This is a genomic window from Peterkaempfera griseoplana (assembly GCF_001418575.1).
In the GTDB taxonomy this organism is placed as follows: Bacteria; Actinomycetota; Actinomycetes; order Streptomycetales; family Streptomycetaceae; genus Peterkaempfera; species Peterkaempfera griseoplana.
The window spans coordinates 13,688-37,893 of record NZ_LIQR01000125.1 but is presented as its reverse complement, the minus strand read 5'-3'; the positions used below and the strand labels follow the sequence as shown (position 1 = coordinate 37,893).

Below are 24,206 nucleotides of genomic sequence, written 5' to 3'. Positions count from 1 at the left end.
CCCGACCCGCGAGGTCGGCGACGGTCCAGGCGACACGGAGTACCCGGTCCAGGCCGCGGGCGGTGAGCAGGCCGTGCTGCATCTGGTGCTCGGCGTCGTCCAGCGCGCCCGGGGCCAGCCGCCAGCGGGTGCGCAGCTCATGTCCGGGCACCTCGGCGTTTCCTCGCCAGGGGGTGCCCGACAGCCGGACGGCTGCCCGCTCGCGGGCCGCCAGGACCCGGGCGGCGACGGTGGCGGTGGTCTCTGCGGTGGCGTCGCGCTCCAGCAGCTGCACCCGGGTCACCGGCTCCACCTCGACCTGCAGGTCGACACGGTCCAGCAGCGGCCCGGAGAGCCGGGCCTGGTAGCGGCTGACCATCGCGGGAGTGCACTCGCATCCCGCTCCGCGTCGCGACCAGCGCCCGCAGGGGCAGGGATTGGCGGCAAGGAGCAGCAGAAACCGGGCGGGGAGCCGCAGCGACCCGGCCGCGCGGGCCACGATGACCTCACCGGACTCCAGCGGCTGGCGCAGTGCGTCCAGCACCCGTACCGGGAACTCGGGTGCCTCGTCCAGGAAGAGCACCCCGCGGTGGGCGAGGGAGACCGCGCCGGGGCGGGGCAGTCCGCTGCCGCCGCCGATGATCGCCGGCATTGTGGTGGAGTGGTGCGGTGCGCAGTAGGGGGCGGTGTCGATCAGCGGCCGTCCGGGAGGCAGCAGTCCGGCCACCGAGTGGACGGCGGTGACCTCCAGCGCCTCCTCCGCCGCGAGGGGTGGAAGCAGTCCGGGCAGTCGTTCGGCGAGCATGGTCTTGCCTGCGCCCGGCGGCCCCTTGAGGTAGAGGTGGTGGCCGCCTGCCGCGGCGATCTCCAGGGCCCGCCGGGCCTCCCACTGGCCCGCGACATCCGCCATGTCCAGGCGGTGCGCCCGTTCGCCGGAGAGTCCGCGAGCGCCCGCACCGGGGAGGGCGAGGCCGGCCATCATGGGGTCCGGACGTCCGGGAACGGACCGGTCCGGGGGTTCGTCGGGTACCGGCGCATCGGTGAGGACGGCGACCAGCTGGCGCAGGCTGCGCACCCCGAGAACGGAGACACCGGGCACCAGGGAGGCCTCGGACGCGGTCTGCTCGGGGACGACCACGTGTCTGTAGCCGGCATCGGCGGCGGCGAGAACGGCGGGCAGCACGCCGCGGACCGGGCGCACCCTGCCGTCCAGACCGAGTTCGCCCACGATCAGCAGGTCGGCGATGGAGCCGGGGTCGAGCCGTTCGGCCGCGGCGAGCACCGCACACGCCACGGCCAGATCGAAGCCGCTGCCGCTCTTGGGCACCGAGGCGGGGCTGAGGCCGACGGTGAGCTTGCGCTGCGGCCAGCTCTCCCCGCTGTTGACCACGGCGGCCCGGACGCGGTCGCGGGCCTCGCTGAGCGCCTTGTCCGGCAAGCCGACCAGGGTGAAGGCGGCGACCCCCGGCTCCAGGTCGGCCTGGACCTCCACCACCACACCGTCAACTCCCAGCAGCGCCACGGAACAGGTGCGGGCGAAGGCCACCTACACCACCCCGCGCAGATGCTCGACCAGGGCGGCGCCCCGGCGACGGCCGATCACGGCGATCAGGTCGATACGGACACCACCGGCCGGCAGCGGCACCGGGCCGCGAGGGGACGGTCCGCCCTGAGCCCGGCCGGAGGCGGGGCCCCCGCCCGGGTCGGGTCCCGGCGGCTGGGCCGGCGCTCCGTGGAGTCCGGCGCGGTGGACCGGCCAGCGCTCGTCCAGCCAGCGCTCGGCGAGCCGGCGCAGCCGCTCCGCCTTGGCCTGGGAGACCGCCTCCGAAGGGTGCTGGAAGCCGGTTTCATGACGGGTCTTCACCTCGCACACCGCGAGGACGTCCCCCTCCAGGGCGATGATGTCCAACTCGCCCTCACGGCAGCGCCAGTTGCGCTCCAGGACGGTCAGGCCCGCCTCGGTGAGGCGGCGGGCTGCCACCTCCTCGCCGTAGCGGCCGAGGGCGGATCGTGGGTTGTTCACGGCGATCACCTCCGACACGGAGCGTGTCGGAGGTGTCACCGCACCGCGCGGGGCAACCGGAATCCTGTGGACAACCCGGGGGTGTGGAAAACCGCGTTCCCCCACACGGGTGAGAGCGCTGTCGGGAGGGTGACGAGGTGGGGATCAGCGGCCGAAGCCGGCCTCGTCCGAGGGCAGCTCCAGATCCGTCTTGGCGAGCTCCTCGACGTTGACGTCCTTGAAGGTGAGCACGCGCACCTTGCGGACGAAGCGGGCGGGCCGGTACATGTCCCAGACCCAGGCGTCGGCCATGGACACCTCAAAGAACACCTCGCCCTGCACCGAGTGGACCTGCAGCTCGTAGTCGTTGGTGAGGTAGAAGCGCCGCTCGGTCTCGATCACGAATTTGAACAGGCCGACGACATCGCGGTACTCCCGGTAGAGCTTGAGCTCCATCTCGGTCTCGTACTTCTCGAGGTCCTCGGCACTCATCCCCACGTCCCCTTAGCTGTCGTGCTTCCTCCCATTGTGGACCACCGGAGGACGAGGGAGAGCCGCGGCGGGCCCGCGGCGGGGCCTATCGGCCGCCGCGGCGCAACCGCCGCAGGAATCCGGCGACCGGGCTGACAGCCGCGGTCACCAGCACCAGCACCGCCCCGGCCACCGCCGCCCAGGAGGCCGGCACCAGCGGACCGTGCTGGGCGGCCACCGCGCCGCCGACCGGGTCGAAGGCGGCCGTCCGGTCGATGCCGCCCATCCTCCCGAAGGGCCAGGCGGTGCCCTCGACCCGGCCGAGCACATCGCCGGCCGGAACGGTGCCCGACGCCTGGTCCAGGTGGACCCGGGAGTCCAGCGATCCCAGCCGGTTGTCGCCCATCAGGAAGATCCGGCCCCGCGGCACCGTCACCGAGAACTTGCCGCTGTTGTAGCCACCGGCCAGGTACGGCTCGTCCACGGCGACGCCGTTGACCACGAGCCGGTGCTTGGCGTCGCAGCAGACCAGGGTGTCCCCGCCGACGCCGACGATCCGCTTGACCAGCAGTGCGCTTCCCCAGGTGGAGTCCTTGAAGACCACCACGTCCCCACGTCCCACATCGCTGCCGTTGCTCCTGCGGGCCAGCACGGTGTCCCCCGGGTGCACCGTGGGCTCCATGGAGTCGGTGGGGACGTTGTACGGCCGGTAGTCGACGGCTATCAGGGCGAAGCCGCCGACCAGCAGCACCAGCCCCAATGCGATGGCGACCCCCTGCAGCACCCCGCCGAGGGTTCGGCTCGACCGGGCGGCCCCCGGGGGTGCGGGCTGAGGCCCGGTCCGGCCCTGGGCCTGACCTGTGGTTCCACCGGCGGTCCTGCTCATCGGCACCGTCCCACTCCGGCCGGCCTCGATGTCGCCGGCGTACGTCGCCGGCGGCCTCGCGGGGCCGCCGGCCCTCGACAGCCGTACCGGGACCGTCGGGCGGAGAAGCGGGCGGGCCGCGGCACGTCCGAGCAGACTACTCGGCAGTACCACGGCCCGCGCAATGCCCCGGACGGAGCCGTCCGGTCACCCTGGGTCAGCCGGCGGCCCCGGCCCTGCGCCGGCTGCGGCGCACCAGCAGGGTCAGCGGGACGGCCGCGGCGAACCCGGCTGCCGGGGGCACCGCGGCGCCCGCGGCCGACAGCCCCGGCTGGTCGAAGGTGGAGGGCACCGGGAGGGTCGCCCAGCGGTTGACCGGCCAGGCCACCACGAAGGCACGGCCCACGACGTTCCCGACGGGGACGGTGCCGCCGCCGGGCTGGTCCATGTGGAAGCGGGAGTCCCACGAGTCGTTGCGGTGGTCGCCCATCACCCAGAGCCGGCCGTCCGGCACCTTCACCGGGCCGAAGGGCTTGTCGCCGCAGGGGGTGGCGCCGGGGTAGACATAGGGCTCGTCGAGGGCCTTGCCGTTGACCTTCACCGGTCCGCTGCCCTGGCACTCCACGGTGTCCCCACCGACCGCGATGACCCGCTTGATCAGGTCCTTCTCGTCGGCGGACGGCATCAGGCCGATGAAGCTGAGCACATTCTGCACACCGCGGACCACGCTGTTGCTGCTCTGCTCCGGCGCCTCGTTCAGCCAGCCGCCCGGGTCGTGGAAGACCACCACGTCACCGCGCTCCGGCTTGGAACCGAACCAGGGGGTGAACTTGTCCACCAGCACCCGGTCGCCCTTCTGCAGGGTGTCCTGCATGGACTCCGAGGGGATGGAGAACGCCTGCACGAAGAAGGTCTTGATCAGAAGTGCAAGGATCAGCGCGATGCCGATGAGGATCGGCAGTTCCTTCCAGAACGAGCGCTGCTTCTGCTCGTCGGCGCCCTCCGCCGGGCGCTCCGCTGCCGTCTCCGGCTCCCGGTTGTCCGCCGCCTCGCCCTCCTCGGAGGCGTCCGACTCCGCGGCGGCTCCGGCCGCCGTATGTCCACCGGTCCGGTCTGCCTGCCGCCCGCCGGCTCCCGCGTCGCCCACGGATTCCGCGGTACGGCTGCCGGGGTCCTCGGGCTCACCGGCTCCCGAGCGGGTGCCGATCACCAGATCCCCCACGACGTCTCCTCCCTGCACTGCGGGCACGGCTGTGCCCACGACGATGCGGTGCCTTCCGGCGGCACCGCGGTTTCCGGGGGGCTGCGCGGCTCACACAGCGGCCCGGCGTCCTCCAGATGCCCGGCGCAACGCGCCGCACACCTGCATCTCTCTATCACCAGAAGGGTCCGCCGCCGCGCTCACACACGGCGACCCCCGCCATTCAGCCGCGGCGGACGACACCTCCCCGCCGTCGGCGGACGGCGAAGGGAAGCGCACCCACCGCACCCATAACGAGCGAGGGTTCCCCGGGATCCGGCCAGACGGCAGCACCGGGGGAAGGTTGGCCAAGATTTTGACTCCCGGCGCGCGCCGCGGCCGTTCCCTGGGCGCTGCCGGGTGGCGGGGGAAGCGCCGAGAGGGAGGGCGGTTCCGGCAGCCGGTGGACGCGGTCGACGGGCCAGGCGACCAGGACGGCCCGGCCGATGACGTTGGACAGCGGGATGGTGCCGTTGCCGAAGTCGGTCATGTGGAAGCGCGAGTCGGCCGAGATGTCCCGGTGGTCGCCCATCACCCAGAGCCTGCCCTGGGGCACGGTGACCTTGAAGTCGATCCTGGACGGCGGGTTGCCGGGGGCGATGTAGGGCTCGTCCACCGCTCGGCCGTTGACGGTGAGGCGGCCGCTGCTGTCGCAGCAGGCCACGGTGTCCCCGCCGACACCGATCACCCGTTTGATCAGGTCGCCCTCGTTGTCGGACGGCAGGAGCCCGACGAAGGTGAAGACGTTCTTCACACCCCGCATCACCGGCCCGTCGGCGGAGGACGTGCGCTCGGAGGCCGGCAGCCAGTTGCCGGGGTCCTTGAAGACCACCACGTCGCCACGCTTGTACTGCTTGCCGAACCAGGGGGTGAGCTTGTCCACCAGCACCCGGTCGCCGACCTTGATGGTGTCCTCCATGGAGCCGGAGGGGATCACGAACACCTGGAGCAGGAAGGTCTTCAGCAGCAGGGCGATCAGCAGGGCCACACCGGCGATCACCGGCAGCTCGCGCAGGAAGGAGCGCTTGCGGCGGCGCGCGGCCCGGCGTGCGATCCGGCGGCGCTCGGCCCGGCCCATGGCGGTACGCCGCCGCCCGTCCGCGGGCCGGGCGGATCCGCCGGGTCCGGAGTCGTCGGCGGGGTCCGACCCGCCGTCCGGCTGCGGCTCGGCGACCCTCGGCCTACCTCTGGTCCCCATGCCGCCCGCTCCTCCCTGCCGCGTCCACCGCGCCGAACGTCCCGGGGCGCCGGAGATGCCGCCAGTGCCCGATCGGATATACGACCCAGTCGGCCCGACCGATCACTTTCTCCTCGGGGACGAATCCGCCCCCGGGCTCGCCGAGGTGGGCCCGGGAGTCCCGGGAGTCGCTGCGGTGGTCGCCCATCATGAAGAGCTTCCCCGCCGGGACCTGCACATCGAAGGGCACCGAGGAGGCGTCGTCGCCGGGAAAGAGGTACGCGGACTCCTCCAGCGGCACCCCGTCGACGGTGATCCTGCCCTCGGTGTCGCAGCAGACCACCCGGTCTCCCCCGACGCCGATGACCCGCTTGACGTAGTCGTTCTCGGTGGGGGCGGCCAGGCCGAGGTAGGAGCCGAGCTGTCGCAGGGCCCCGCCGACCCCGGTGGGCCCGGCCGCGTCGTCCGACAGGAAGGAGCCGCGGCCGTCGAAGACCACCACGTCACCGCGCCGGACATGGCCGCCGAAGCGGTAGGCGAGCTTGTTCACCACCACCCGGTCGCCGACGCGCAGGGTGTTCTCCATGGACTGCGAGGGGATGGCGAAGGGCTGCGCCACCCAGGTGTTCACCAGGGCCAGCAGCAGCAGGCAGAGAGCGGCCACGAACAGCTGGCCGGCGGTGCTCCGGGGCAGCCAGGACCGCCCCGGGGCGGTCGTCGCCGGAACGGCCGCGGACCGCGACGGCCCTCCTGCCCCCGTGTCGGGGGTGGAGGTTCCGTCGCGGTCCGCGAGTGGTTCGTGGGTGCTCATCGGGCGAAGCCTATCCGGCCTCGAACGAGTGGTCCCCTCCCCGGTCGAAGCCGGGGAACCGAGCAGCCGACCTCAGCGGTCGCGCTTCTCCTTGATCTTGGCAGCCTTGCCGCGCAGGTCGCGCAGGTAGTACAGCTTGGCACGGCGGACGGCACCGCGGGTCACGACCTCGATCTTCTCCACGATCGGGGTGTGCACCGGGAAGGTGCGCTCGACGCCCACGCCGAAGGAGACCTTGCGGACGGTGAAGGTCTCGCGCACGCCAGCGCCCTGGCGGCGGATCACGACGCCCTGGAAGAGCTGGACACGGGAGCGGTTGCCCTCGATGACCCGGACGTGCACCTTCAGGGTGTCGCCGGGGCGGAAGGCCGGGATGTCGTCGCGCAGCGACGCGGAGTCGATGACATCGAGCAGGTTGCTCATCGGAGCTCTCCTCATGGGCGCCACGGGCCACCCACGGAATTCGTAAGGATCGGAAGGTCGCTGCGCGCCGGGTGGACCCCGGCGGCCGCCGTTCCCCCCGTGGCAGGGGCGGCGGCAGGCAGCAGCGGCCTATTCTTCCACACCGGGGGCGTCCGGCCGAAATCGGCCGCCCGCCTCGTCCCAGGTCACACCGAGGGCGTCCAGCGCCTTGCGGTCGTGCTTGTCGAAGGCGTCCCGCTGCCAGCGGTCCAGCAGGTCGGGCCGCATCTCCAGGGTCCGGCGGAAGGCCTCCGCGCGGCGCCAGCGGGCGATCAGGCCGTGGTTGCCGCTGAGCAGCACCTCGGGGACCGCGCGGCCGCGCCACTCGGCGGGCTTGGTGTAGACGGGGCCCTCCAGCAGGTCGGCCATGGCCCCGGGGGCGAAGGAGTCGTCACGGTGCGACTCGGCGTTGCCGAGCACCCCGGGCAGCAGCCGCGCCACCGCCTCCACCATGACCAGTACCGCGACCTCGCCGCCGGCCAGCACATAGTCGCCGATGGACGCCTCCACCACCGGCATCCGGTCGGCGGCCTCCTCGATGACCCGGCGGTCGATGCCCTCGTAGCGTGCGGGCGCGAAGGCCAGCCACGGCTCGGCGGCCAGCTGCTCGGCGAGGGCCTGGGTGAAGGGCCGGCCGCTGGGGGTGGGCACCACCAGGGTGGGCACCGCGCCCTCGCCGATCTCCTCGGCGCCGCGCTCCACCACGCTGTCCAGGGCGGCGCCCCAGGGCTCCGGCTTCATCACCATGCCGGGGCCGCCCCCGTACGGGGTGTCGTCCACCGTGCGGTGAACGTCGGTGGTCCAGTCGCGCAGGTGGTGCAGGTGGATGTCGAGCTGTCCGCGGGCCCGGGCCTTGCCGACCAGTGAGACGTTCAGCGGTTCGAGGTACTCGGGGAAGATGGTGACGACGTCGATGCGCATGGGCTGGGGGTCACCCCTGCCCGTCGGCGGCGGCGTCGGAGCCGCCTTGCCCGCCGTCGCCGGAGCCGCCGTCGGCACCGTCGGCCGGCTCGTCGCCGCGGCTGCCCGCGACCTCGGCGCGCTCCGGGTCGAGCAGGCCCGGCGGGGGGTCGATGACGGCCCGCTGGGCGGCGAGGTCGATCTCCGGGACGATGCGCTCCACGAAGGGCACCAGCACCTCGCGGCCGTCCGTGGTGCGCAGCGACAGCAGGTCCTGGTACGGCAGATGGACCACCTCGGAGACCTCTCCGACCGCGGTGCCGTCGCGGAGGACCACGTCCAGGCCGACCAGCTGGTGGTCGTAGTACTCGTCCGGGTCCTCGGGGGCCTCGGCGGGGTCGACGTCGGCGATCAGCAGGGTGTTGCGCAGCGCCTCGGCGGCGTTGCGGTCCTGTACGCCCTCGAAGCGCAGCAGCAGCCGGCCGCTGTGCACCCGGCCGGACGCCACGGTGAGCGGTCCGGCGGCGGGCGGGTCGGTGAGCAGTACCGCGCCGGGCCCGAGCCGGAGTTCGGGCTCGTCGGTGCGGACCTCTACGGTGACGTCACCTCGGATGCCGTGGGCACGGCCGATCCTGCCGACGACGAGCTGCACGGTGATCGCGCTCCTGTGTTCTTCCTGACGGGCTGCGGCTGGTGAATGCGGCAGGGCCGACCGGGACGAGGTGCGTCCCGGCCGGCCCTGGAGAAGCCGTACGGCTCAGCGGATGTTGTCGACGTCGACCAGGTCGACCCGGACGTTCCGTCCGCCGAGTGCCGCCACCACGGTGCGCAGGGCGCGCGCGGTGCGGCCGCCTCGGCCGATGACCTTGCCGAGGTCCTCGGGGTGCACCCGCACCTCAAGGGTGTTGCCCCGACGCAGGTTGCGCGAGCGCACCTGAACCTCGTCGGGGTTCTCGACGATGCCCTTCACAAGGTGCTCGAGGGCTTCCTCGAGCATGATCAGGCCTCGGTGGAAGCGGTCTCGGACTCGGACTCGGCGGCCTCGTCCTTCTTGTCCGACTTCTTGGCCTTGGGGGTGATGGCGGCACCGGTGGTGCTGTCCTCGAAGCCCTGGACGGCCTTGGCGAAGAGGTGGCTGTAGTCCTCGACCTTGGGCTCGGCCACCTTGAGCGGAGCCGGGGCCGGCTCGCCCTTGAACTTCTGCCAGTCGCCGGTGAGCTTGAGGATGGCGAGCACGGGCTCGGTCGGCTGCGCGCCGACACCCAGCCAGTACTGGGCGCGCTCCGAGTCGACCTCGATCTTCGAGGGGTTGTAGGTCGGCTGGTAGACGCCGATCTCCTCGATGGCGCGGCCGTCACGCTTGGTGCGCGAGTCGGCGACGACGATGCGGTAGTGCGGGGCGCGGATCTTGCCCAGACGCTTCAGCTTGATCTTGACTGCCACTGGAGTGGGGTCTCCTGGTCTTGACGTGGGTGAGCGGCCGCGCGCACCACGTGGGGTTGCGGGCGTCGGCTGCTCGACTGACACGCCAGCCGGAGGAGAGAGGGGTCCTGCTCGGCTGCCGAGTACTCAGCTGCCCATTGTGCCACAGCACGGCCCGTGCCCCGCCCCCTCCCGCCTGGGCGGGCACCGTTCGGGCGGCACAGGGCAGGGGGCATCGCGGCGCCGCGAGTCACCCCCTCGCGGTGCCGTGAGGCCACCCCCGGTTCGGCCTGTCGTCCGATGGACCACCGCGGGTACGGCGGCCACCGGCCGGGGCCTGTCCGGATCAGGCCTCCTGAGCCGGCTCCGCGATCCGGAACGGCTGCTGGCAGGCGCCGCACACGATGGAGGCCTGGGCCAGCACCGAGGGCACCACCCGGACGTTGCGGCCGCAGCCGCAGACGGCCTTGACGCGGACGCCGCCGCCGGAGGAGCCGTGCCGGGTGGCCGGGCCGCGGAAGGCGCGCCCGCGGCCCTCGCCGCTGACCGCCTCGGAATGCGCCCCGAGGGCCCGGTCCAGGCGCTCGATGGTGTCCGAGTACCGGGAACGGGTCTCCGGCAGCATGGTCACCAGCGAGAAGCCGCTGCTGGGGTGGGGTTCCACCGGGTGGGCCAGGCCCAGCTCGTCGGCGATGCCGAGGAAGCGACGGTTGTGGTACCGCCCGGCCCGCGAGGTGTCGCGGATGCCACGGGCAGCGGCCAGGCCGTGCGCCGCCTCGTGCAGCAGCCGCTCGAAGCTGAGCTCGGTGCCGCAGGCGGAGGATGATTCGCCGATCAGCGACTCGGGGGCCGCAAGATCGGGCAGGTCCGGGTGATGGCGCTGGATGTCACTCCAGGCGGCGGCCAGTTCGGCCGCGAGGACGAGAGGCTGTGTCGTGCTCACGCTATGCCAACGAGGGAGAGCGGTCCGATGTTCCGTGTGTCGGGGCAGGAACCCGATCCGCCCCTACCGCCGGGTAGGCCCCGAGCTGCGCCGAGGCACCCGCCGTGCACCTGATGCAATGTCAAACTCCTGTCCTCAGCGCCTCATTGAGCGCGCACGGAGGGTGAACATACGATGCCGCGGCCCGCACGGGCAGGCCGCGGATCGCACACGATATCCGCCGGATCAGTACGCGCGTGCGACGATCGCGATGTTGCCCGGCTGATCGTCGGCCGCCGGCACCGATCCGTCGGCCGCGACCAGGCAGCGGACGCTGACGCCCTGCTCGGCCAGCTTGGCCTCGCCCTCCGGACCGAGGTCCGCCCAGGAGATCCGGCCCCAGCCGGTGGCGGCCGCCTCCACCGCCTCGTCGATGGTCCTGACGTCCACGGTGCGGGCCTCACGGCGCTCCCTGGACTGCCGCAGCAGCAGCGCCTGGTCCTCCTCCAGCACGGAGGGCACCAGCTGCGCCAGCGCGTCGATGGAGACCGGCTCCTTGCCGCCCGGGATACGTCGGGCCAGCATGGCCGTACCGTTCTCCAGGTCGCGCGGGCCGACCTCGATGCGCACCGGGACGCCCTTGAGCTCCCAGTCCACCGCACGGCGGCCGAACGGGGTGTCCGTACGGTCGTCTACGGTCACCCGCACCCCGGCTGCCTCCAGGGCCGCACCGATCTCCCGCACCTTGGCGATCACCGCGTCGTCGCCCTTGATGGCCAGCACCACGGCCTGCACGGGGGCCAGCCGGGGCGGCACCCGCAGACCGCTGTCGTCGCCGTGGGACATGATCAGGCCGCCCACCATCCGGGTGGAGGATCCCCAGGAGGTCTGCCAGACGTGCTCCTGCTTGCCCTCACCGGACAGGTACTGGGTGTGGAAGGCCTTGGCGAAGTTCTGCCCCAGCTCATGGCTGGTGCCCATCTGCAGCGCCTTGCCGTCGCCCATCATGCCCTCCAGCGTGAGGGTGTTGATGGCGCCGGCGAAGCGCTCCCGGGCGGTCTTGCGGCCCAGCACCACGTCGATGCCCAGGACGTTCACCATGAAGTCGCCGTAGACGTCCGTGTGGATCATCGAGGCGTAGGCGCGTGCGTCCTCGTAGGTGGCGTGGGCGGTGTGGCCCTCCTGCCAGAGGAACTCGGTGGTGCGCAGGAAGACCCGGGGCCGCAGCTCCCAGCGGACCACGTTGGCCCACTGGTTGATCAACAGGGGCAGGTCGCGGTAGCTCTGCACCCACTTGGAGAAGTACTCGTTGATGATCGTCTCGGAGGTGGGCCTGACGACCACCGGCTCATCCAGCTCCTTGCCGCCGCCGTGGGTGACCACCGCGAGCTCGGGCGCGAAGCCCTCGACGTGCTCGGCCTCACGGGTCAGGTAGGACTGCGGGATGAACATCGGGAAGTATGCGTTCTGCGCTCCCGCGCGCTTGATCCGCGCGTCCATCTCCTGCTGCATCCGCTCCCACAGGCCGTAGCCGTACGGTCGGATGACCATGGTGCCGCGCACCGGGCCGTTGTCGGCCAGTTCGGCCTTGTTGATCAGGTCCTGGTACCAGCGCGGGAAGTCGTCCGCCTGGGGAGTGAGCACGGGAGCCTTTGCCATGGGGCGAATGGTACGGGGCCGGTGCGCCCGACCGTGAATCGATGCCCCCTGAGTCCGGCACGCGCACGGCGCAGGGGCGCACGACCATCCGGGCCGCGCGCCTCCCCCACTCCTCTGGACGCCGGGCCGCAGCGGGGGTTGTCTGTATGCGGGGGGTTCGGAGAGTACGTGGGCGTACCCGCAGGGTCGCCCTCAGTGCCTCGGCGCGGCATCGCAGCCGACGGACCGGATGGGAGGCCGCATGATGGCATCTGCTCAGGTGAGGAGCACAGCCACGGAGCTCACTCGGGCGCAGCGGCGCGCGCGCGACTGGGCCGAGATCCAGGAGCGCATGCTGGTGCCGCTCTACGAGGCGGTCTACCAGCGGCTGGAGGTCGGGCCTGCGACCTCCGTCCTCGGTCTGGGCTGCCGCTCGGGACTGGCCCTGCTGCTGGCCGCCGCCCGTGGTGCCGAGGTGGCGGGCATGGAGCCGGCGGGCGAGCTGCGCTCGCTGGCGCACGACCGGCGGCTGCGGGTGCTCGCCGATGTGTACCGCGACGCCTCCTCCGGAGCGCCCCCGCCGGCCACGCATTCGCTGGTCACCGCCTTCGAGAACCTCTACTGCGCGGCCGATCCGCAGGAGCTGGTGCGCAGCGCCGCCCGGCTCACCCTGCGCGGCGGGCATGTGGTGCTGGCGACCTGGGGGCCGCCCGAGCGCTGCCAGAGCGCGGGGGTGCTGGAGGTCGCCCGCCGGCTGGCCCCGCGGGAGCCCGTGCGGCCCGCGGCGGGGGCCCGCTATGACCCGTTCGGGCTAAGCGCCCCGGGGAAGTTGGAGTCGCTGGTGGTGGGTGCCGGGCTGCGGCCGGACGGCAGCGGTCGGGTGTCCTGCCCGTTCGCCTACGCGGACCTGGACAGCGCGGTACGGGGCCTGCTGTCGACCGGCGTCTACGACCCGGCGGCGGAGTACTCCGGCGAGGCGCTGGTGGTGAAGGAGCTCACCGAGGCGCTCCACCCGTATCTGCGCGAGGGCGGCGGGGTGCGCATGGCCAATGTCTTCCGCTACGTGGTCGCCCAGGCCCTCTGAGCGCCGCGTCCGGGGCGGGCGGCCCCGACGCGGCCCGTCCCGGGCCCCGGGCGCGCCACCGGGGCCGTCGGCTCAACGGGAGGCGTCGCCGGGGATCCCGGGCCACTCCTCGGCGGTGAGGGCGTAGCGCTCGTGGTCCCGCCAGGCGTCGTTGATGTACAGCATCCGCGGGGAGTAGCCCTCCAGCCGGAAGCCGAGGCGCTTGGCCATGGCGGACGACCGCTGGTTGTCCGGCTGGACGTTGATCTCCAGCCGGTGCAGTCCCAGGCCGCCGTCGCGCTGGGCGGCGAAGCAGCGGTCCACCACCAGGCGCAGGCCCTCGGTCATCCGGCCGGTGCCGGCGTAGGGCAGGTAGGAGTCATAGCCGAGGGAGGCGTTGCAGAAGCGGCCGAGCACGATGTTGGCCACATTGCACTTGCCCACCAGGCCGCCGTCGCCGGTGTCGACGATCAGGAAGGTGCGCAGCCCCGGGCCCTGCTTCTGGAGCAGGCCGGGGAGATCGGCCTCCACCGGGTTCCAGGGCCCGATGTGGTCGGCGGAGCGGAGCACCGCCTCGGTGTAGGCGTCGGTGTCGGAGGGCTTGGGGGCTCGGATGGTTACTCGCACGGGACCATCATCGGACACGGCGGCGGCCCGCCACCCCCGCTTCGGGGGACGGCGGGCCGCCGCGCCGTGGCTCACTGCGGGGGCAGCAGGTCCTTGAACTCCTTGGGCAGTTCGAAGTCGGCGGGGCCCTGGCCCGCACCCAGGCCGAAGGCGCCGCCCGGCTGGGCGGCTGCGCCCGGGCCCGCGGCCCGGCGCTCGGCTGCGGCCCTCTCGTCCGCGGCGCGCTTCAGCGGGTTGCCGGAGCGCTGCTTGCCCTTGCCCTTGCCCTGCTTCTTGGCCTGGCGCTTGGGGCCGCCACCCATGCCGGGGATGCCGGGCATCCCCGGCATGCCCTGGCCGCTGGCCATCCGGGACATCATCTTGCGCGCCTCGAAGAAGCGCTCCACCAGGTTGTTGACCTCGCTGACGGTGACGCCGGAGCCCTTGGCGATACGGGCCCGCCGCGAGCCGTTGATGATCTTCGGGTCCTCGCGCTCGATCGGCGTCATCGACTTGATGATGGCGCCGACCCGGTCGACGTCCCGGTCGTCGATGTTGTTGATCTGCTCGCGGATCTGGCCCATGCCCGGCAGCATCCCCAGCAGCTTGGAGATGGAGCCCATCTTGCGGACCTGCTCCAGCTGGCTGAGGAAGTCGTCGAGGGTGAACTCCTTGCCGCCGCCGCGCAGCTTGGAGGCCATCTTCTCGGCCTCGGCCTGCGAGAACGTCCGCTCCGCCTGCTCGATCAGGGTGAGCATGTCGCCCATGCCGAGGATGCGGGAGGCCATCCGGTCGGGGTGGAAGGCGTCGAAGTCGTCGACCTTCTCGCCGTTGGAGGCGAACATGATCTGACGGCCCGTCACATGAGCCACCGACAGCGCCGCACCACCGCGGGCGTCGCCGTCCAGCTTGGACAGCACCACACCGGTGAAGTCGACGCCTTCGAGGAAGGCCTGCGCGGTGGTGACCGCGTCCTGGCCGATCATGGCGTCCACGACGAAGAGGACCTCGTCCGGCTGCACCGCGGCGCGGATGTCCGCGGCCTGCTGCATCAGCTCGGCGTCGATGCCGAGGCGGCCGGCGGTGTCGACGATGACGACGTCGTACTGCTTGTTCCGGGCGAAGTCGATGGAGTCGCGGGCCACCTGCACCGGGTCGCCCACGCCGTTGCCCGGCTCCGGGGCGAAGACGTGCACGCCCGCCCGCTCGCCGACCACCTTGAGCTGGTTGACGGCGTTGGGCCGCTGGAGGTCGCAGGCCACCAGCAGCGGGGTGTGCTTCTGCTGCTTCAGCCAGTGGCCGAGCTTGCCCGCCAGGGTGGTCTTACCGGCGCCCTGCAGACCCGCCAGCATGATCACGGTCGGGGGCTGCTTGGCGAAGCGCACCCGGCGGGTCTCGCCGCCGAGGATGGCGATGAGCTCCTCGTTGACGATCTTGATGATCTGCTGGGCCGGGTTGAGCGCCTGGGAGACCTCGGCGCCCAGCGCACGGTCCTTGACCTGCTTGATGAACGCCCGGACCACCGGGAGCGCCACATCGGCTTCGAGCAGGGCGATACGGATCTCACGGGCCGTGGCGTCGATGTCCGCCTCGGTCAGGCGGCCCTTGCCACGGAGGTTCTTGAACGTCGCTGCGAGGCGGTCGGAAAGGGTGTCGAACACGTCGGTCGCGGATCCCTCGTGGCATCGGTTACGGGTACGGTCGTCGCCCCCAGGGTATCCGGCCGCCGCGCGGACCGGGCCCACCCTGCTTCCGTCCGATATCAGGGGACCCGCTTTCGGTACTTGGTTCGAGTACCCCTAGGATCCCGCACATCCGCCTGCGCGAAACGGCGGAAGCGCCGCGACCACTTGCCGAATCGACACAAGGACGGGCATGGCACCGCGAATATCGCACGCGCACAGACCTCTGGGACTCAAGGGGAGGGTCTGGCTGGGACTGGGTTCGGTGCTGCTGGGGGGTGCGGGCGTCTCCGCTGTGGCCTTCGCCGACACCCAGGCACCCCACAGCGCCTCACCGAAGGCGACAGCTCACCGCCCGGTGACCCCGAGGCTCTTCCACAACTCGCTCGGGGCGCTTCCGCTGTCCCAGAGCACCCGCCCCACCCGCACGCTCAGCCAGCGTTCCACCGAGCCCTTCAACATGCTGGGCGTCAGCTGGGACGACCCGACCGCCAAGGTCTCCGGCACCATCCAGGTCCGCACCCGCTCCATCGACAGCGGCACCTGGACCCCCTGGACCGAGCTGGCCGCCGCCGACGGCGCCGCCGATCCCAGGAGCACCGACGCCATCGGCACCCGCGGAGCCACCGAGCCGCTGTGGACGGGCCCCTCCAACGGGGTCGAGCTGCGCATCACCCCCGGCAGCGGATCCACCAAGCTGCCCGCCGGCCTGCGGCTGGACTACATCGCCTCCGGAAACCTGGGCAGCTCCAGCACCACCGCCTCCCCCGCCGCCCAGGCGCGGGCGGCGACCCTGCCGGACGCCGAGCTGGCCGCCGCGAGCAGCACGCCCAGCACGTCACCCAGCCCCTCCGACTGCACCTCGTCCGGCAGCACGGCGACCATGCCCGCCACCCCGACCTCGACGGTGCGCAAGCCCGTCATCTTCAGCCGGGAGCAGTGGGGCGCCGACGAGTCGATCCGGGACCAGACCCTGCCGTGCTACTCGACGGCGGGCGTCCAGGCCGTGTTCGTCCACCACACCGCCGACGACCACAGCGACTACGTGTGCAGCAGCGACCCGACGAACCCCAAGAGCTCTGCCGCCTGGGTCCAGGCCGAGTACACGTACCACGTCAAGAGCAACGGCTGGCGTGACCTCGGCTACAACTTCATGGTCGACAAGTGCGGCAACATCTTCGAGGGCCGCTGGGGCGGCCTGAACAACGGCGGCGGCGAGGCGCTGCCGGTGTTCGGGGCGCACACCTACGGGTTCAACGCCGGGACGATGGGTGTGGCGGTGCTCGGCACCTACACCAGCGTCAACGCCAGCAACGCGGTGCTGGGCGCGCTCGCGACCCTGGCCGACTGGAAGCTCGGGATGTACGGGCACAAGCCCGGCGCCTCCGTGACCCTGGTGGAGGCGGGTGATCCGGCGGCGGACAGCGGCACCAAGTTCCCGACCGGCACCTCGGTCTCCTTCAACAACATCTCCGGGCACCGCGACGGCTACAAGACCGAGTGCCCCGGGAACGACCTCTACGCCCAGCTCCCCTCCATCCGCAAGTTCGCCGCGGGTCCGGCCCCGGCGCCGGTCGTCACCGGCGCGGGGGCGCAGTCCGGGGGGGTCTGGTACACCTCGGGCAAGCCCACCGTCACCTGGACGGAGAGCTGGTACTCCAGCCTGATCGACCACTTCGAGGTGCTGGTGGACGGCAACGTCGCCGCCACCGTCGCCAACACCGCCCGCTCCGCGGCGGTCACCCTGACCGCCGGCAAGCACACCGTGGCCGTCCGGGCCGTGCACATCGCCAAGACCACCAGTGTCTCGGCGAACGCCACCGTGGTCGCCGCGACCCCGGGCAAGGACACCGACTGGTCGCACGACGGCAAGGCCGACCTGCTGGTCCGCAGCTCCACCGGCGCCGGCTCCGTCTACTACGGCGCCACGCTGAGCACCCACGGCTCCACCGGCTCCGGCTGGCAGGCCTACAACGTGGCGCTGCAGACCGACCTCGACCAGGACGGCCTGGCCGACCTGGTGGTGCGCAACACCTCCGGCACCCTGTACTGGCGGCACATCAGCGGTACGGCCTGGGTCAACAGCCAGCTCGCCACCGGATGGGGCTCCGTCAGGCAGATCGTGGTGCCGGGCGACCTCACCGGTGACAAGAAGACCGACCTGCTGATCGTGGACAGCGCGGGCAAGGTCTGGGTCTACCCGGGCAAGGGCAACGGCACCTTCGGCGCCCGGACCCAGGTCGGCTCCGGCCTGCAGTCCTACGCCCAGGTCGTCGGCCACGGCGACTTCACCGGCGACGGCAAGGCCGACCTGATGGCCCGTACGACGGCCGGTGGACTCTACCTGTGGCCGGGCACCGGCACCGGCAAGTTCGGCGCCCGCAAGACGGTGGCCACCGGCTTCGCCTCCGCCAACGGCATGGCCACGGTCGGCGACGTCACCGGTGACGGCAAGGCCGACCTGCTGATCCGGATGAAGACCGGCCAGCTGTACATCTACCCGGGCAAGGGCAACGGCACCTTCGGCTCCAAGACCGTCGCCGCCGGGAGCTGGAACTCGCTCACCATCCAGGGCTGACGCCCACCGCACCATTGTGGACGCGCCCGCCGCGGGGACTCCCCGCGGCGGGCGCTCCGTCGTTCACGGGCCCCTCGGCTCAGCCCGCTCCGTACAGCCCGCTCGGCTCAGCCCCTCAGTGCAGCGCCGCCTGCACGTCTCCAGCCCCTCAGTGCAGCGCCGCCTGCACCGCCGCCGCCACCTCCGCGGCCCGGCCGGGGGCCAGCGGACGGCCGTCGGTGCCGGTGACGTAGAAGGCGTCGACGGCGTCGGCTCCGAGGGTGCTGATGTGCGCGGTACGGACCCGCACCCCGGTGTCCTCCAGGGCACGGCCGATGCGGTGGAGCAGCCCGGGGGCGTCATGGGCGCGGACCTCCAGCACGGTTGCGGAGACCGAGGAGTCGCCGGGCGCCACGGTGACCCGGGGCGGGGGGGCCGCGGCGCCGCGCCGCCGGGGGGCGGCCGCGTCCCGCTCGGCAAGCCGGCGGGAGACGTCCAGGCCGCCGTCCAGGGCGCGCCGGATGTCGGCGCGCAGCCGTGCCGCCTCCGGGAGGTCGCCGTACTCGGCGGCCACCGTCCAGGAGAGCAGCAGCACCGGTCCCGCGCCCACCGGGTCGGCCTCCCTGATGGCGGCCGCGCGGACGGTGAGACGATGCAGCGCCAGCACCCCGGCGACGGTGGCCAGCAGCGCCGGCCGGTCCGGGACGGCCAGGGTGAGCTCCACTCCCATGGGCTCGGCCGCGGGCTCCTCCTGCTCCTCCTCACCGCGCTGCAGCTGGGCCCGGACGGAGAGCACCGGGCCGCCGGTGCGGGCGGCCTCCACCGCCAGCCGCTCCTCCTCCGCGCTGATCTCCGCGGCGGGCTGCCCGGGGGCCGGGCCGCCGACCAGCAGCGCCTCTGCCCGGGCGACCAGGTCGCCCACCAGGGAGGCCCGCCAGGCCGACCAGGCGGCGGGGCCGGTGGCCAGCGCGTCGGCCTCGGTGAGGGCGTGCAGCAGCTCCAGGTTCCCGGTGGTGCCGACCACCTTGGTGACGGCCTCCACGGTCGCCGGGTCCTCCGGGTCGCGGCGGGTCGCGGTGTCGATCAGCAGCAGATGGTGCCTGACCAGCAGGGCCAGCGTCTCGACGTCCTCCCTGCCGAAGCCCATCCGCAGGGCGACGTCACGGGCGATGACCTCCCCCGCCTCCGAGTGGTCACCGGGCCAGCCCTTGCCGATGTCGTGCAGCAGCGCGGCGACCAGCAGCAGGTCGGGGCGGGCCACCCGGCGGGTGAGCGCGGCGGCCCGTACCGCGGTCTGCACCAGGTGCCGGTCCACGGTCCAGCGGTGCACGGCGTTGCGCTGGGGACGGCAGCGCACCCGCTCCCAGTCCGGCAGCAGCCGGGTGATCAGCCCCTCGGCCTCCAGGGCCTCCCACACCGGCAGGCAGGCGCTGCCCGCCCCCAGCAGGGTGATCAGCTGCTCACGGGCCTCGTCCGGCCAGGGCACCGGCAGCGGACGGGACTCGGCCGCGAGACGGCGGACGGTGGCATGGGCCACGGTGAGGCCTGCCTGGGCCGCGGCGGCAGCGGCGCGCAGCGGCAGCGCGGGGTCCTGGGCGGGGCGGGAGCCCTGGGCGAGGACGGCCTCGCCGTCCTGCTCCACCACGCCCTCGGCCAGCGGGCTGCGCTCCACCGCGCCGCGGGCGACGGCGCCGGAGGTACGGCCGGGGCCGCTGAACGGGAAGGCCAGCCGCGAGGCCCGGCGGCCGCGCTGGGAGCGGGCCCGCAGCACCCTGCCGACCTCGCGCCAGGTGACGTCGGAGGCATAGGCGATGGTGCGGGCCGCCTGGTAGACCTGGCGCAGCAGGGTGTCGGCGTCCAGCACACCGAGCTCATCGGCGACCTGGTCCTGCTCCTGGAGGCTGAGCCGCTCGGTGGCCCGTCCGGTGACCAGGTGGAGTGCGTCCCGGACGTCGGTGAGGCGCAGCGCGGCCTCGTCCAGGCCCTCGCGGGGGGCGTCGGCGAGCCAGGAGGCGGCGACCGCGCCCAGGGAGGCCAGGTCGCGGAGTCCGCCGCGGGCCTCCTTGAGGTCGGGCTCCAGCAGGAAGGAGAGCTCTCCGTGGCGGCGGGCCCGTTCCTGGCCCATCTCCTGGAGTTCGGGGAGGCGCACCGGCGCGGTGGCCCGCCAGTCGGCGAGGACGGCGGAGCGCAGGGCGGCGGTGAGCGAGGGGTCCCCGGCGATGTGGCGGGCGTCCAGCAGGCCCAGCTGGGCCTTGAGGTCCTCGGCGGCGACCTCGCGGGCGGTGGTGAGGTCGCGCACGGAGTGGTCCAGGGCGGCGCCGCTGTCCCACACCGGGTACCAGAGCTGTTCGGCGAGAGCGGTGACACCGCTGCCCCAGGTGGTGCCGTCGTGCAGCAGCAGGACGTCCAGGTCGCTGCGCGGGGAGAGCTCGCCGCGGCCGTAGCCGCCGACGGCGACCAGGGCGACACCGACGGCCGCGGGTCCGCCGCCGCCCGCGGAGGGGGACCGTACGGCGGCTGCGGCGTCGGCCAGCAGCCCGGCGAGCCAGCGGTCGGTGAGTCCGGCGAGGGCGATACGGCGGCGGGCGCCGGTGAGGCCGTCCGTGGTGAGCAGCCGTTGCCGCGCGGAGGCGTAGTCGGTGGGTCCCGGCCGCTCTGCCGGGGTGGGGGGCGTGCGAGGTGCTGTCTCCGGCGTGGTCACGGTGCTGTCCCCGTCCGTCGTGCCGCGGCCAGGAGGTCCACGGCGGTCTCGGCTGATACGCAGGCGGCGGACCCGCTGCCGGTCCGTGCCGGCTGCGGGTCCGCCTCCCCTGTCGGTGCGGGTGATCGGATCACCGGGTCCCATGATTCACTGGGTTCGGCTCACAGGGCGTCGGGGCCCCGCTCGCCGGTGCGGACCCGGATGGCTGTCTCGACGGGTACGGCCCACACCTTGCCGTCCCCGATCTTGCCGGTGCGGGCCGCCTTGACGATCACGTCCAGCAGTCCCTCGGTGTCGTCGTCCTCCACCAGAACCTCGATGCGGACCTTGGGCACCAGGTCGACGGTGTACTCCGCGCCCCGGTAGACCTCGGTGTGGCCGCGCTGTCTGCCGTAGCCGCTCGCCTCCGTGACGGTGAGTCCGTGGACTCCGAAGGACTGCAGCGCCTCCTTCACGTCGTCGAGCCGGTGCGGCTTGATGACTGCGGTGATGAGCTTCATCAGGCGTCGACCTCGCTCTTGTGCGCGACGGGGGAGGAGGGGGCGGCTGCGGGCGCCGCGGCACGGGCCACGGAGCTGCCGACCGAGGCGAAGTCGTAGGCGGTCTCGGCGTGGAACGCCTGGTCGATGCCGCTGACCTCCTCGTCCTCGGTGGCGCGGAAGCCGATGGTGAGGTCGATGCCCTTGGCGATGATCCAGGAGATCACCAGGGAGTAGGCGGCGACCGCGAAGGCACCGACCGCCTGCTTGCCCAGCTGGCCGAAGCCGGCACCCGCGGTGAGGCCGTCGGTGGTGTCGAAGACGCCGATCAGCAGGGTGCCGATCAGGCCGCCGACGGCGTGCACGCCGACCACGTCCAGGGAGTCGTCGTAGCCCAGCTTGTACTTCAGCCCCACCGCCCAGGCGCAGGCCGCGCCGGCGATGACACCGATGCCGACCGCGCCCCAGATGTTCACCGCGGCGCAGGCGGGGGTGATGGCGACCAGGCCGGCGACGGCGCCGGAGGCGGCACCCAGCGACGTGAAGGCGCCGTGCCTGATGCGCTCGTAGGCCAGCCAGCCGAGCATGGCGGCGCCGGTGGCGACCTGGGTGTTGATGAAGGCGATGCCCGCGGTGCCGTTGGCGGCCAGGGCGGAGCCCGCGTTGAAGCCGAACCAGCCGAACCACAGCAGCCCGGAGCCGAGCATCACCAGCGGCAGGCTGTGCGGGCGCATCGGGTCCTTCTTGAAGCCGACCCGCTTGCCGAGCACCAGCAGGGCGCCGAGGCCCGCCATGCCGGCGTTGATGTGCACGGCGGTACCGCCGGCGAAGTCCTTCACACCGAGCTTGAAGATCCAGCCGCCCGACTGCCAGACCCAGTGCGCCACCGGGAAGTAGACGATGGTCACCCAGAGCGCGATGAAGAGCATCCAGGCGGAGAACTTGGCCCGGTCCGCAAGGGCTCCGCTGATCAGGGCCGGGGTGATGATGGCGAACATCAGCTGGAAGGACGCGAAGGCGAAGACCGGGATGGAGCCGGTGAGCGTGGTCCCGGTGATGCCCTTCATCCCGAAGGCGTCCAGGTTGCCCAGCAGGCCGGCGCCGGTGTCGTCGCTGAACGCGATCGAGTAGCCGTAGGCGACCCAGAGGACGCTGACGATGCCCAGGCTGACAAAGCTCATCATGAGCATGTTCAGGACACTCTTGACCCGGACCATACCTCCGTAGAAGAAGGCGAGGCCGGGCGTCATCAGCATGACCAGAGCTGCGCTTATGAGCACGAATGCGGTGTCGCCCGCGTCGAAGCCTTTCGGCATCGGCGTCTCCTTGTGTGTGAAGGCCGCTCCGCCCTCGGACGCGTCCCTCTGGGCGAGAGGGCCGTCCCGTGTGCCCGTGGGCGTCGGCGATGCCAAGGAGCGTGACGGAGGCCGGTTTCCGTCGATGCGTCCGGTTGTTTCGCAAGAGTGACGGACGCCACTCGGGTGTTACGCGGTGATGAACTGCGGCCCTGCCGGACCCGCCACTCGTCTACTCTTCCCACCCACCACGGGCATGCCTACCACCGGCCGCGGAAACCACCCGGATGCTTGGCGTGGGGGTGCCGAGCCGGGATAGACGGGGTGGCCTCCGCGGCCGGAGTCAGTGGTCCGCGGCCGCGCACTGGCCGGAACCGTGCGGTGCGCAGACCCGGAAACGTGCGGTGCGCCGGCGGGTCTCAGACCGCGGCGGCGTACTCCGGAAGCACGCTGGTGATGCGGTCGGAGAGCTGCTGCACATCGGGCACCGAGGGGAACTGCCGCAGCGCCGCGTCGGTGGTCTTGCGGATCCGGGTGTTCAGCCGCTCCGAGCGGACCCGGCCCGCGATGTCGACCGCCTGGTGCGCCATGGCGGCCGCAGCCTCCGGCTCCCCCTGGATCAGGTGGACGCTGGACATGCCGATCAGGTTGAAGGCATAGGACCGGCGATGGGTGGGGTCCTCCCTGAAGAGGTCCACCGCACGCTCCATCACCGGGGCGGCCAGCGAGGCGTACATGGGGCTGCGGGTGGCGTGGTAGGCGAGGTCGCGGTAGGAGTGGGCGTTCTCCGCGTTGAGTTCCGCCTCGGAGAAGAAGGAGATCCAGTCCGGCTCGGACTCGCCGGTCCGGATGTCGCTGAAGGTGTCCTCGGCGAGCCGGACGGCCCGGTGGCACTTGTTGACCTCGCCCAGATTGGCGTAGGCGCGGGCCTCCATGGCGTACAGCATCGCGCCGGTGCGGGGCGTGGCGGTGTCGCGGCTGCCGTACTGGGCCAGGTGGATGAGTTCCAGGGCATCGTCGCTGCGGTTGAGGTGGATCATCTGCCGGCTCATGTCGGAGAGGATCAGCGCACCGAAGGGGCGGTCGCCGGCCTCCTTGGCGGCGTGCAGCGCCAGCACGTAGTACTTCTGGGCGCTGGGGTGCATCCCCACGTCGTACGACATCCAGCCGGCCAGGTGCGCCAGCTCCGCGGTGAGCCGGAAGAGGCGCTGGGTGGTGTCGGGCGGATAGGTCTCCTGGAGCAGGTCGGTGACCTCGTGCAGCTGGCCGACCACGGCCTTGCGGCGCAGCCCGCCGCCGTTCTGCGCGTCCCACTGGCGGAACATCATGGTGGTCTGCTCCAGCAGCCGCAGCTCCGGCTCGGAGAGCCGGCCGGTGTGCGGCTCCCCGCCGCCCGCGGCGGTGAGCACGGGGGTGGGGACGCCGCCGGGCCCGGGGGCGAGCCAGCGCTGCATGGGTTCGATCAGGGCGGAGCCGGCGGTCAGCGCCAGGGAGGTGCCCAGGAAACCGCGGCGGTTGAGCATCAGGTCGCTGCGTGAGTACTCACTGATCAGCTGGACGGTCTGGGCGCCGCTCCACGGGAGGTCCACCTCGCCCGCACCGGTCACCGGGACCGCGGTGCGCAGGCCGAGGTCCTCCACGGTGACCACCGAGCCGAACCGCTCGGAGAACAGCTCGGAGAGGATCTTGGGGATGGGTTCGCGTGGTTGCTCCCCGTCCAGCCAGCGCCGCACCCGTGAGGTGTCGGTGCTGACGTGGTGCGCGCCGGTCTGCCGGGCACGGCGGTTGACCTGCCGCGCCAGCTCGCCCTTGGACCAGCCGCTGCGCGCGAACCAGGACGTCAATCGCTCGTTCGGTTGCTTCTCACCCACCGGAACGCCCCCATCCCGGGATTACCCCGCTGCCGTGCCCGACGGTCGCGGGCCATGTCGTCT

The 24,206-nt window shown here is 72.5% G+C and carries 22 protein-coding genes; 2 read left to right on the top strand and 20 right to left on the bottom strand.

Annotated elements, in window-relative coordinates:
• The 14 genes from AOK09_RS10870 to proS all read right to left on the bottom strand — a co-directional run.
• Positions 1–1,525, bottom strand: a 1,525-nt coding sequence (locus tag AOK09_RS10870; protein ID WP_055586941.1) for a YifB family Mg chelatase-like AAA ATPase, incomplete at its 3' end; no start/stop codon positions are given.
• Positions 1,526–2,002: a YraN family protein gene (locus AOK09_RS10865; RefSeq protein ID WP_055586946.1), complete on the bottom strand. Its 477-nt coding sequence runs from the start codon at positions 2,000–2,002 to the stop codon at positions 1,526–1,528. It abuts the gene before it with no gap.
• Positions 2,003–2,146: 144 nt separating this feature from the next.
• On the bottom strand, positions 2,147–2,473 hold the full coding sequence (locus AOK09_RS10860; protein WP_055586940.1) for a DUF2469 domain-containing protein: 327 nt from the start codon (positions 2,471–2,473) through the stop codon (positions 2,147–2,149).
• An 85-nt stretch (positions 2,474–2,558) separates the two neighbouring features.
• Positions 2,559–3,338, bottom strand: a complete 780-nt coding sequence (lepB, locus tag AOK09_RS10855) for a signal peptidase I (RefSeq protein ID WP_079062934.1) — start codon at positions 3,336–3,338, stop codon at positions 2,559–2,561.
• Positions 3,339–3,534: 196 nt separating this feature from the next.
• On the bottom strand, positions 3,535–4,539 hold the full coding sequence (gene lepB / locus AOK09_RS10850) for a signal peptidase I (RefSeq protein WP_055586938.1): 1,005 nt from the start codon (positions 4,537–4,539) through the stop codon (positions 3,535–3,537).
• A gap of 202 nt (positions 4,540–4,741) precedes the next feature.
• Entirely contained in the window at positions 4,742–5,755 is a 1,014-nt protein-coding gene (lepB, locus tag AOK09_RS10845) for a signal peptidase I (protein WP_055586937.1), read from the bottom strand.
• Positions 5,739–6,545, bottom strand: coding sequence for a signal peptidase I (gene lepB / locus AOK09_RS10840; protein ID WP_055586936.1), 807 nt, complete (start codon positions 6,543–6,545; stop codon positions 5,739–5,741). Before lepB (AOK09_RS10840) ends, lepB (AOK09_RS10845) begins: the two co-directional genes overlap by 17 nt.
• 72 nt (positions 6,546–6,617) lie before the next feature.
• On the bottom strand, positions 6,618–6,968 hold the full coding sequence (gene rplS, locus AOK09_RS10835; protein ID WP_055586935.1) for a 50S ribosomal protein L19: 351 nt from the start codon (positions 6,966–6,968) through the stop codon (positions 6,618–6,620).
• A gap of 129 nt (positions 6,969–7,097) precedes the next feature.
• Positions 7,098–7,928 carry a tRNA (guanosine(37)-N1)-methyltransferase TrmD gene (gene trmD, locus AOK09_RS10830; protein WP_055586934.1) on the bottom strand — a complete coding sequence of 277 codons (831 nt, stop codon included), beginning with the start codon at positions 7,926–7,928 and terminating at the stop codon, positions 7,098–7,100.
• 10 nt (positions 7,929–7,938) lie between these two features.
• Entirely contained in the window at positions 7,939–8,559 is a 621-nt protein-coding gene (gene rimM / locus AOK09_RS10825) for a ribosome maturation factor RimM (protein ID WP_055586933.1), read from the bottom strand.
• Between the two features lie 105 nt (positions 8,560–8,664).
• Complete coding sequence (locus AOK09_RS10820) at positions 8,665–8,904, bottom strand: RNA-binding protein (protein ID WP_055586932.1); 240 nt, start codon at positions 8,902–8,904, stop codon at positions 8,665–8,667.
• A 2-nt stretch (positions 8,905–8,906) separates the two neighbouring features.
• On the bottom strand, positions 8,907–9,350 hold the full coding sequence (gene rpsP, locus AOK09_RS10815; RefSeq protein WP_055586931.1) for a 30S ribosomal protein S16: 444 nt from the start codon (positions 9,348–9,350) through the stop codon (positions 8,907–8,909).
• 325 nt (positions 9,351–9,675) lie between these two features.
• Entirely contained in the window at positions 9,676–10,272 is a 597-nt protein-coding gene (locus AOK09_RS10810; RefSeq protein WP_055586930.1) for a hypothetical protein, read from the bottom strand.
• Positions 10,273–10,497: 225 nt separating this feature from the next.
• Complete coding sequence (proS, locus tag AOK09_RS10805; RefSeq protein WP_055586929.1) at positions 10,498–11,910, bottom strand: proline--tRNA ligase; 1,413 nt, start codon at positions 11,908–11,910, stop codon at positions 10,498–10,500.
• A 244-nt stretch (positions 11,911–12,154) separates the two neighbouring features.
• Here proS and AOK09_RS10800 point away from each other — a divergent pair, with 244 nt between their 5' ends.
• The gene (locus AOK09_RS10800) at positions 12,155–12,973 is read left to right on the top strand and encodes a class I SAM-dependent methyltransferase (protein WP_055586945.1); all 819 of its coding nucleotides are present in this window, start codon (positions 12,155–12,157) and stop codon (positions 12,971–12,973) included.
• 72 nt (positions 12,974–13,045) lie between these two features.
• On the opposite strand, the gene AOK09_RS10795 is transcribed toward AOK09_RS10800, so the two are convergent.
• A complete protein-coding gene (locus AOK09_RS10795) occupies positions 13,046–13,579 on the bottom strand; it encodes a GNAT family N-acetyltransferase (protein WP_245687230.1) in 534 nt (177 codons plus the stop codon).
• A gap of 71 nt (positions 13,580–13,650) precedes the next feature.
• Positions 13,651–15,219, bottom strand: a complete 1,569-nt coding sequence (gene ffh, locus AOK09_RS10790) for a signal recognition particle protein (protein ID WP_055586928.1) — start codon at positions 15,217–15,219, stop codon at positions 13,651–13,653.
• Between the two features lie 214 nt (positions 15,220–15,433).
• Here ffh and AOK09_RS10785 point away from each other — a divergent pair, with 214 nt between their 5' ends.
• Positions 15,434–17,818 carry an FG-GAP-like repeat-containing protein gene (locus AOK09_RS10785; protein WP_079062933.1) on the top strand — a complete coding sequence of 795 codons (2,385 nt, stop codon included), beginning with the start codon at positions 15,434–15,436 and terminating at the stop codon, positions 17,816–17,818.
• Between the two features lie 148 nt (positions 17,819–17,966).
• Here AOK09_RS10785 and AOK09_RS10780 read toward each other — a convergent pair whose 3' ends face one another.
• The 4 genes from AOK09_RS10780 to nsdA form a co-directional block, all read right to left on the bottom strand.
• Positions 17,967–20,498 (bottom strand): [protein-PII] uridylyltransferase, encoded by a 2,532-nt coding sequence (locus tag AOK09_RS10780; RefSeq protein ID WP_055586926.1) that lies wholly within the window; start codon positions 20,496–20,498, stop codon positions 17,967–17,969.
• 161 nt (positions 20,499–20,659) lie between these two features.
• On the bottom strand, positions 20,660–20,998 hold the full coding sequence (locus tag AOK09_RS10775; protein WP_055586925.1) for a P-II family nitrogen regulator: 339 nt from the start codon (positions 20,996–20,998) through the stop codon (positions 20,660–20,662).
• Positions 20,998–22,293 carry an ammonium transporter gene (locus AOK09_RS10770; RefSeq protein WP_079062931.1) on the bottom strand — a complete coding sequence of 432 codons (1,296 nt, stop codon included), beginning with the start codon at positions 22,291–22,293 and terminating at the stop codon, positions 20,998–21,000. The genes AOK09_RS10775 and AOK09_RS10770 overlap by 1 nt, the downstream gene beginning before the upstream one ends.
• A gap of 398 nt (positions 22,294–22,691) precedes the next feature.
• Entirely contained in the window at positions 22,692–24,143 is a 1,452-nt protein-coding gene (gene nsdA, locus AOK09_RS10765; RefSeq protein ID WP_055586924.1) for a transcriptional repressor NsdA, read from the bottom strand.
• Positions 24,144–24,206: the final 63 nt, after the last annotated feature.

What these genes read in the sequence shown, in the direction of transcription:
- lepB (WP_055586937.1), bottom strand. Translation starts at nt 5,755, where the DNA reads ATGGGGACCAGAGGTAGGCCGAGGGTCGCCGAGCCGCAGCCGGACGGC.
- AOK09_RS10800 (WP_055586945.1), top strand. Translation starts at nt 12,155, where the DNA reads ATGGCATCTGCTCAGGTGAGGAGCACAGCCACGGAGCTCACTCGGGCG.
- AOK09_RS10860 (WP_055586940.1), bottom strand. Translation starts at nt 2,473, where the DNA reads ATGAGTGCCGAGGACCTCGAGAAGTACGAGACCGAGATGGAGCTCAAG.
- lepB (WP_055586936.1), bottom strand. Translation starts at nt 6,545, where the DNA reads ATGAGCACCCACGAACCACTCGCGGACCGCGACGGAACCTCCACCCCC.
- AOK09_RS10770 (WP_079062931.1), bottom strand. Translation starts at nt 22,293, where the DNA reads ATGCCGAAAGGCTTCGACGCGGGCGACACCGCATTCGTGCTCATAAGC.
- proS (WP_055586929.1), bottom strand. Translation starts at nt 11,910, where the DNA reads ATGGCAAAGGCTCCCGTGCTCACTCCCCAGGCGGACGACTTCCCGCGC.
- AOK09_RS10820 (WP_055586932.1), bottom strand. Translation starts at nt 8,904, where the DNA reads ATGCTCGAGGAAGCCCTCGAGCACCTTGTGAAGGGCATCGTCGAGAAC.
- trmD (WP_055586934.1), bottom strand. Translation starts at nt 7,928, where the DNA reads ATGCGCATCGACGTCGTCACCATCTTCCCCGAGTACCTCGAACCGCTG.
- lepB (WP_079062934.1), bottom strand. Translation starts at nt 3,338, where the DNA reads ATGAGCAGGACCGCCGGTGGAACCACAGGTCAGGCCCAGGGCCGGACC.
- rplS (WP_055586935.1), bottom strand. Translation starts at nt 6,968, where the DNA reads ATGAGCAACCTGCTCGATGTCATCGACTCCGCGTCGCTGCGCGACGAC.
- AOK09_RS10775 (WP_055586925.1), bottom strand. Translation starts at nt 20,998, where the DNA reads ATGAAGCTCATCACCGCAGTCATCAAGCCGCACCGGCTCGACGACGTG.
- AOK09_RS10785 (WP_079062933.1), top strand. Translation starts at nt 15,434, where the DNA reads ATGGCACCGCGAATATCGCACGCGCACAGACCTCTGGGACTCAAGGGG.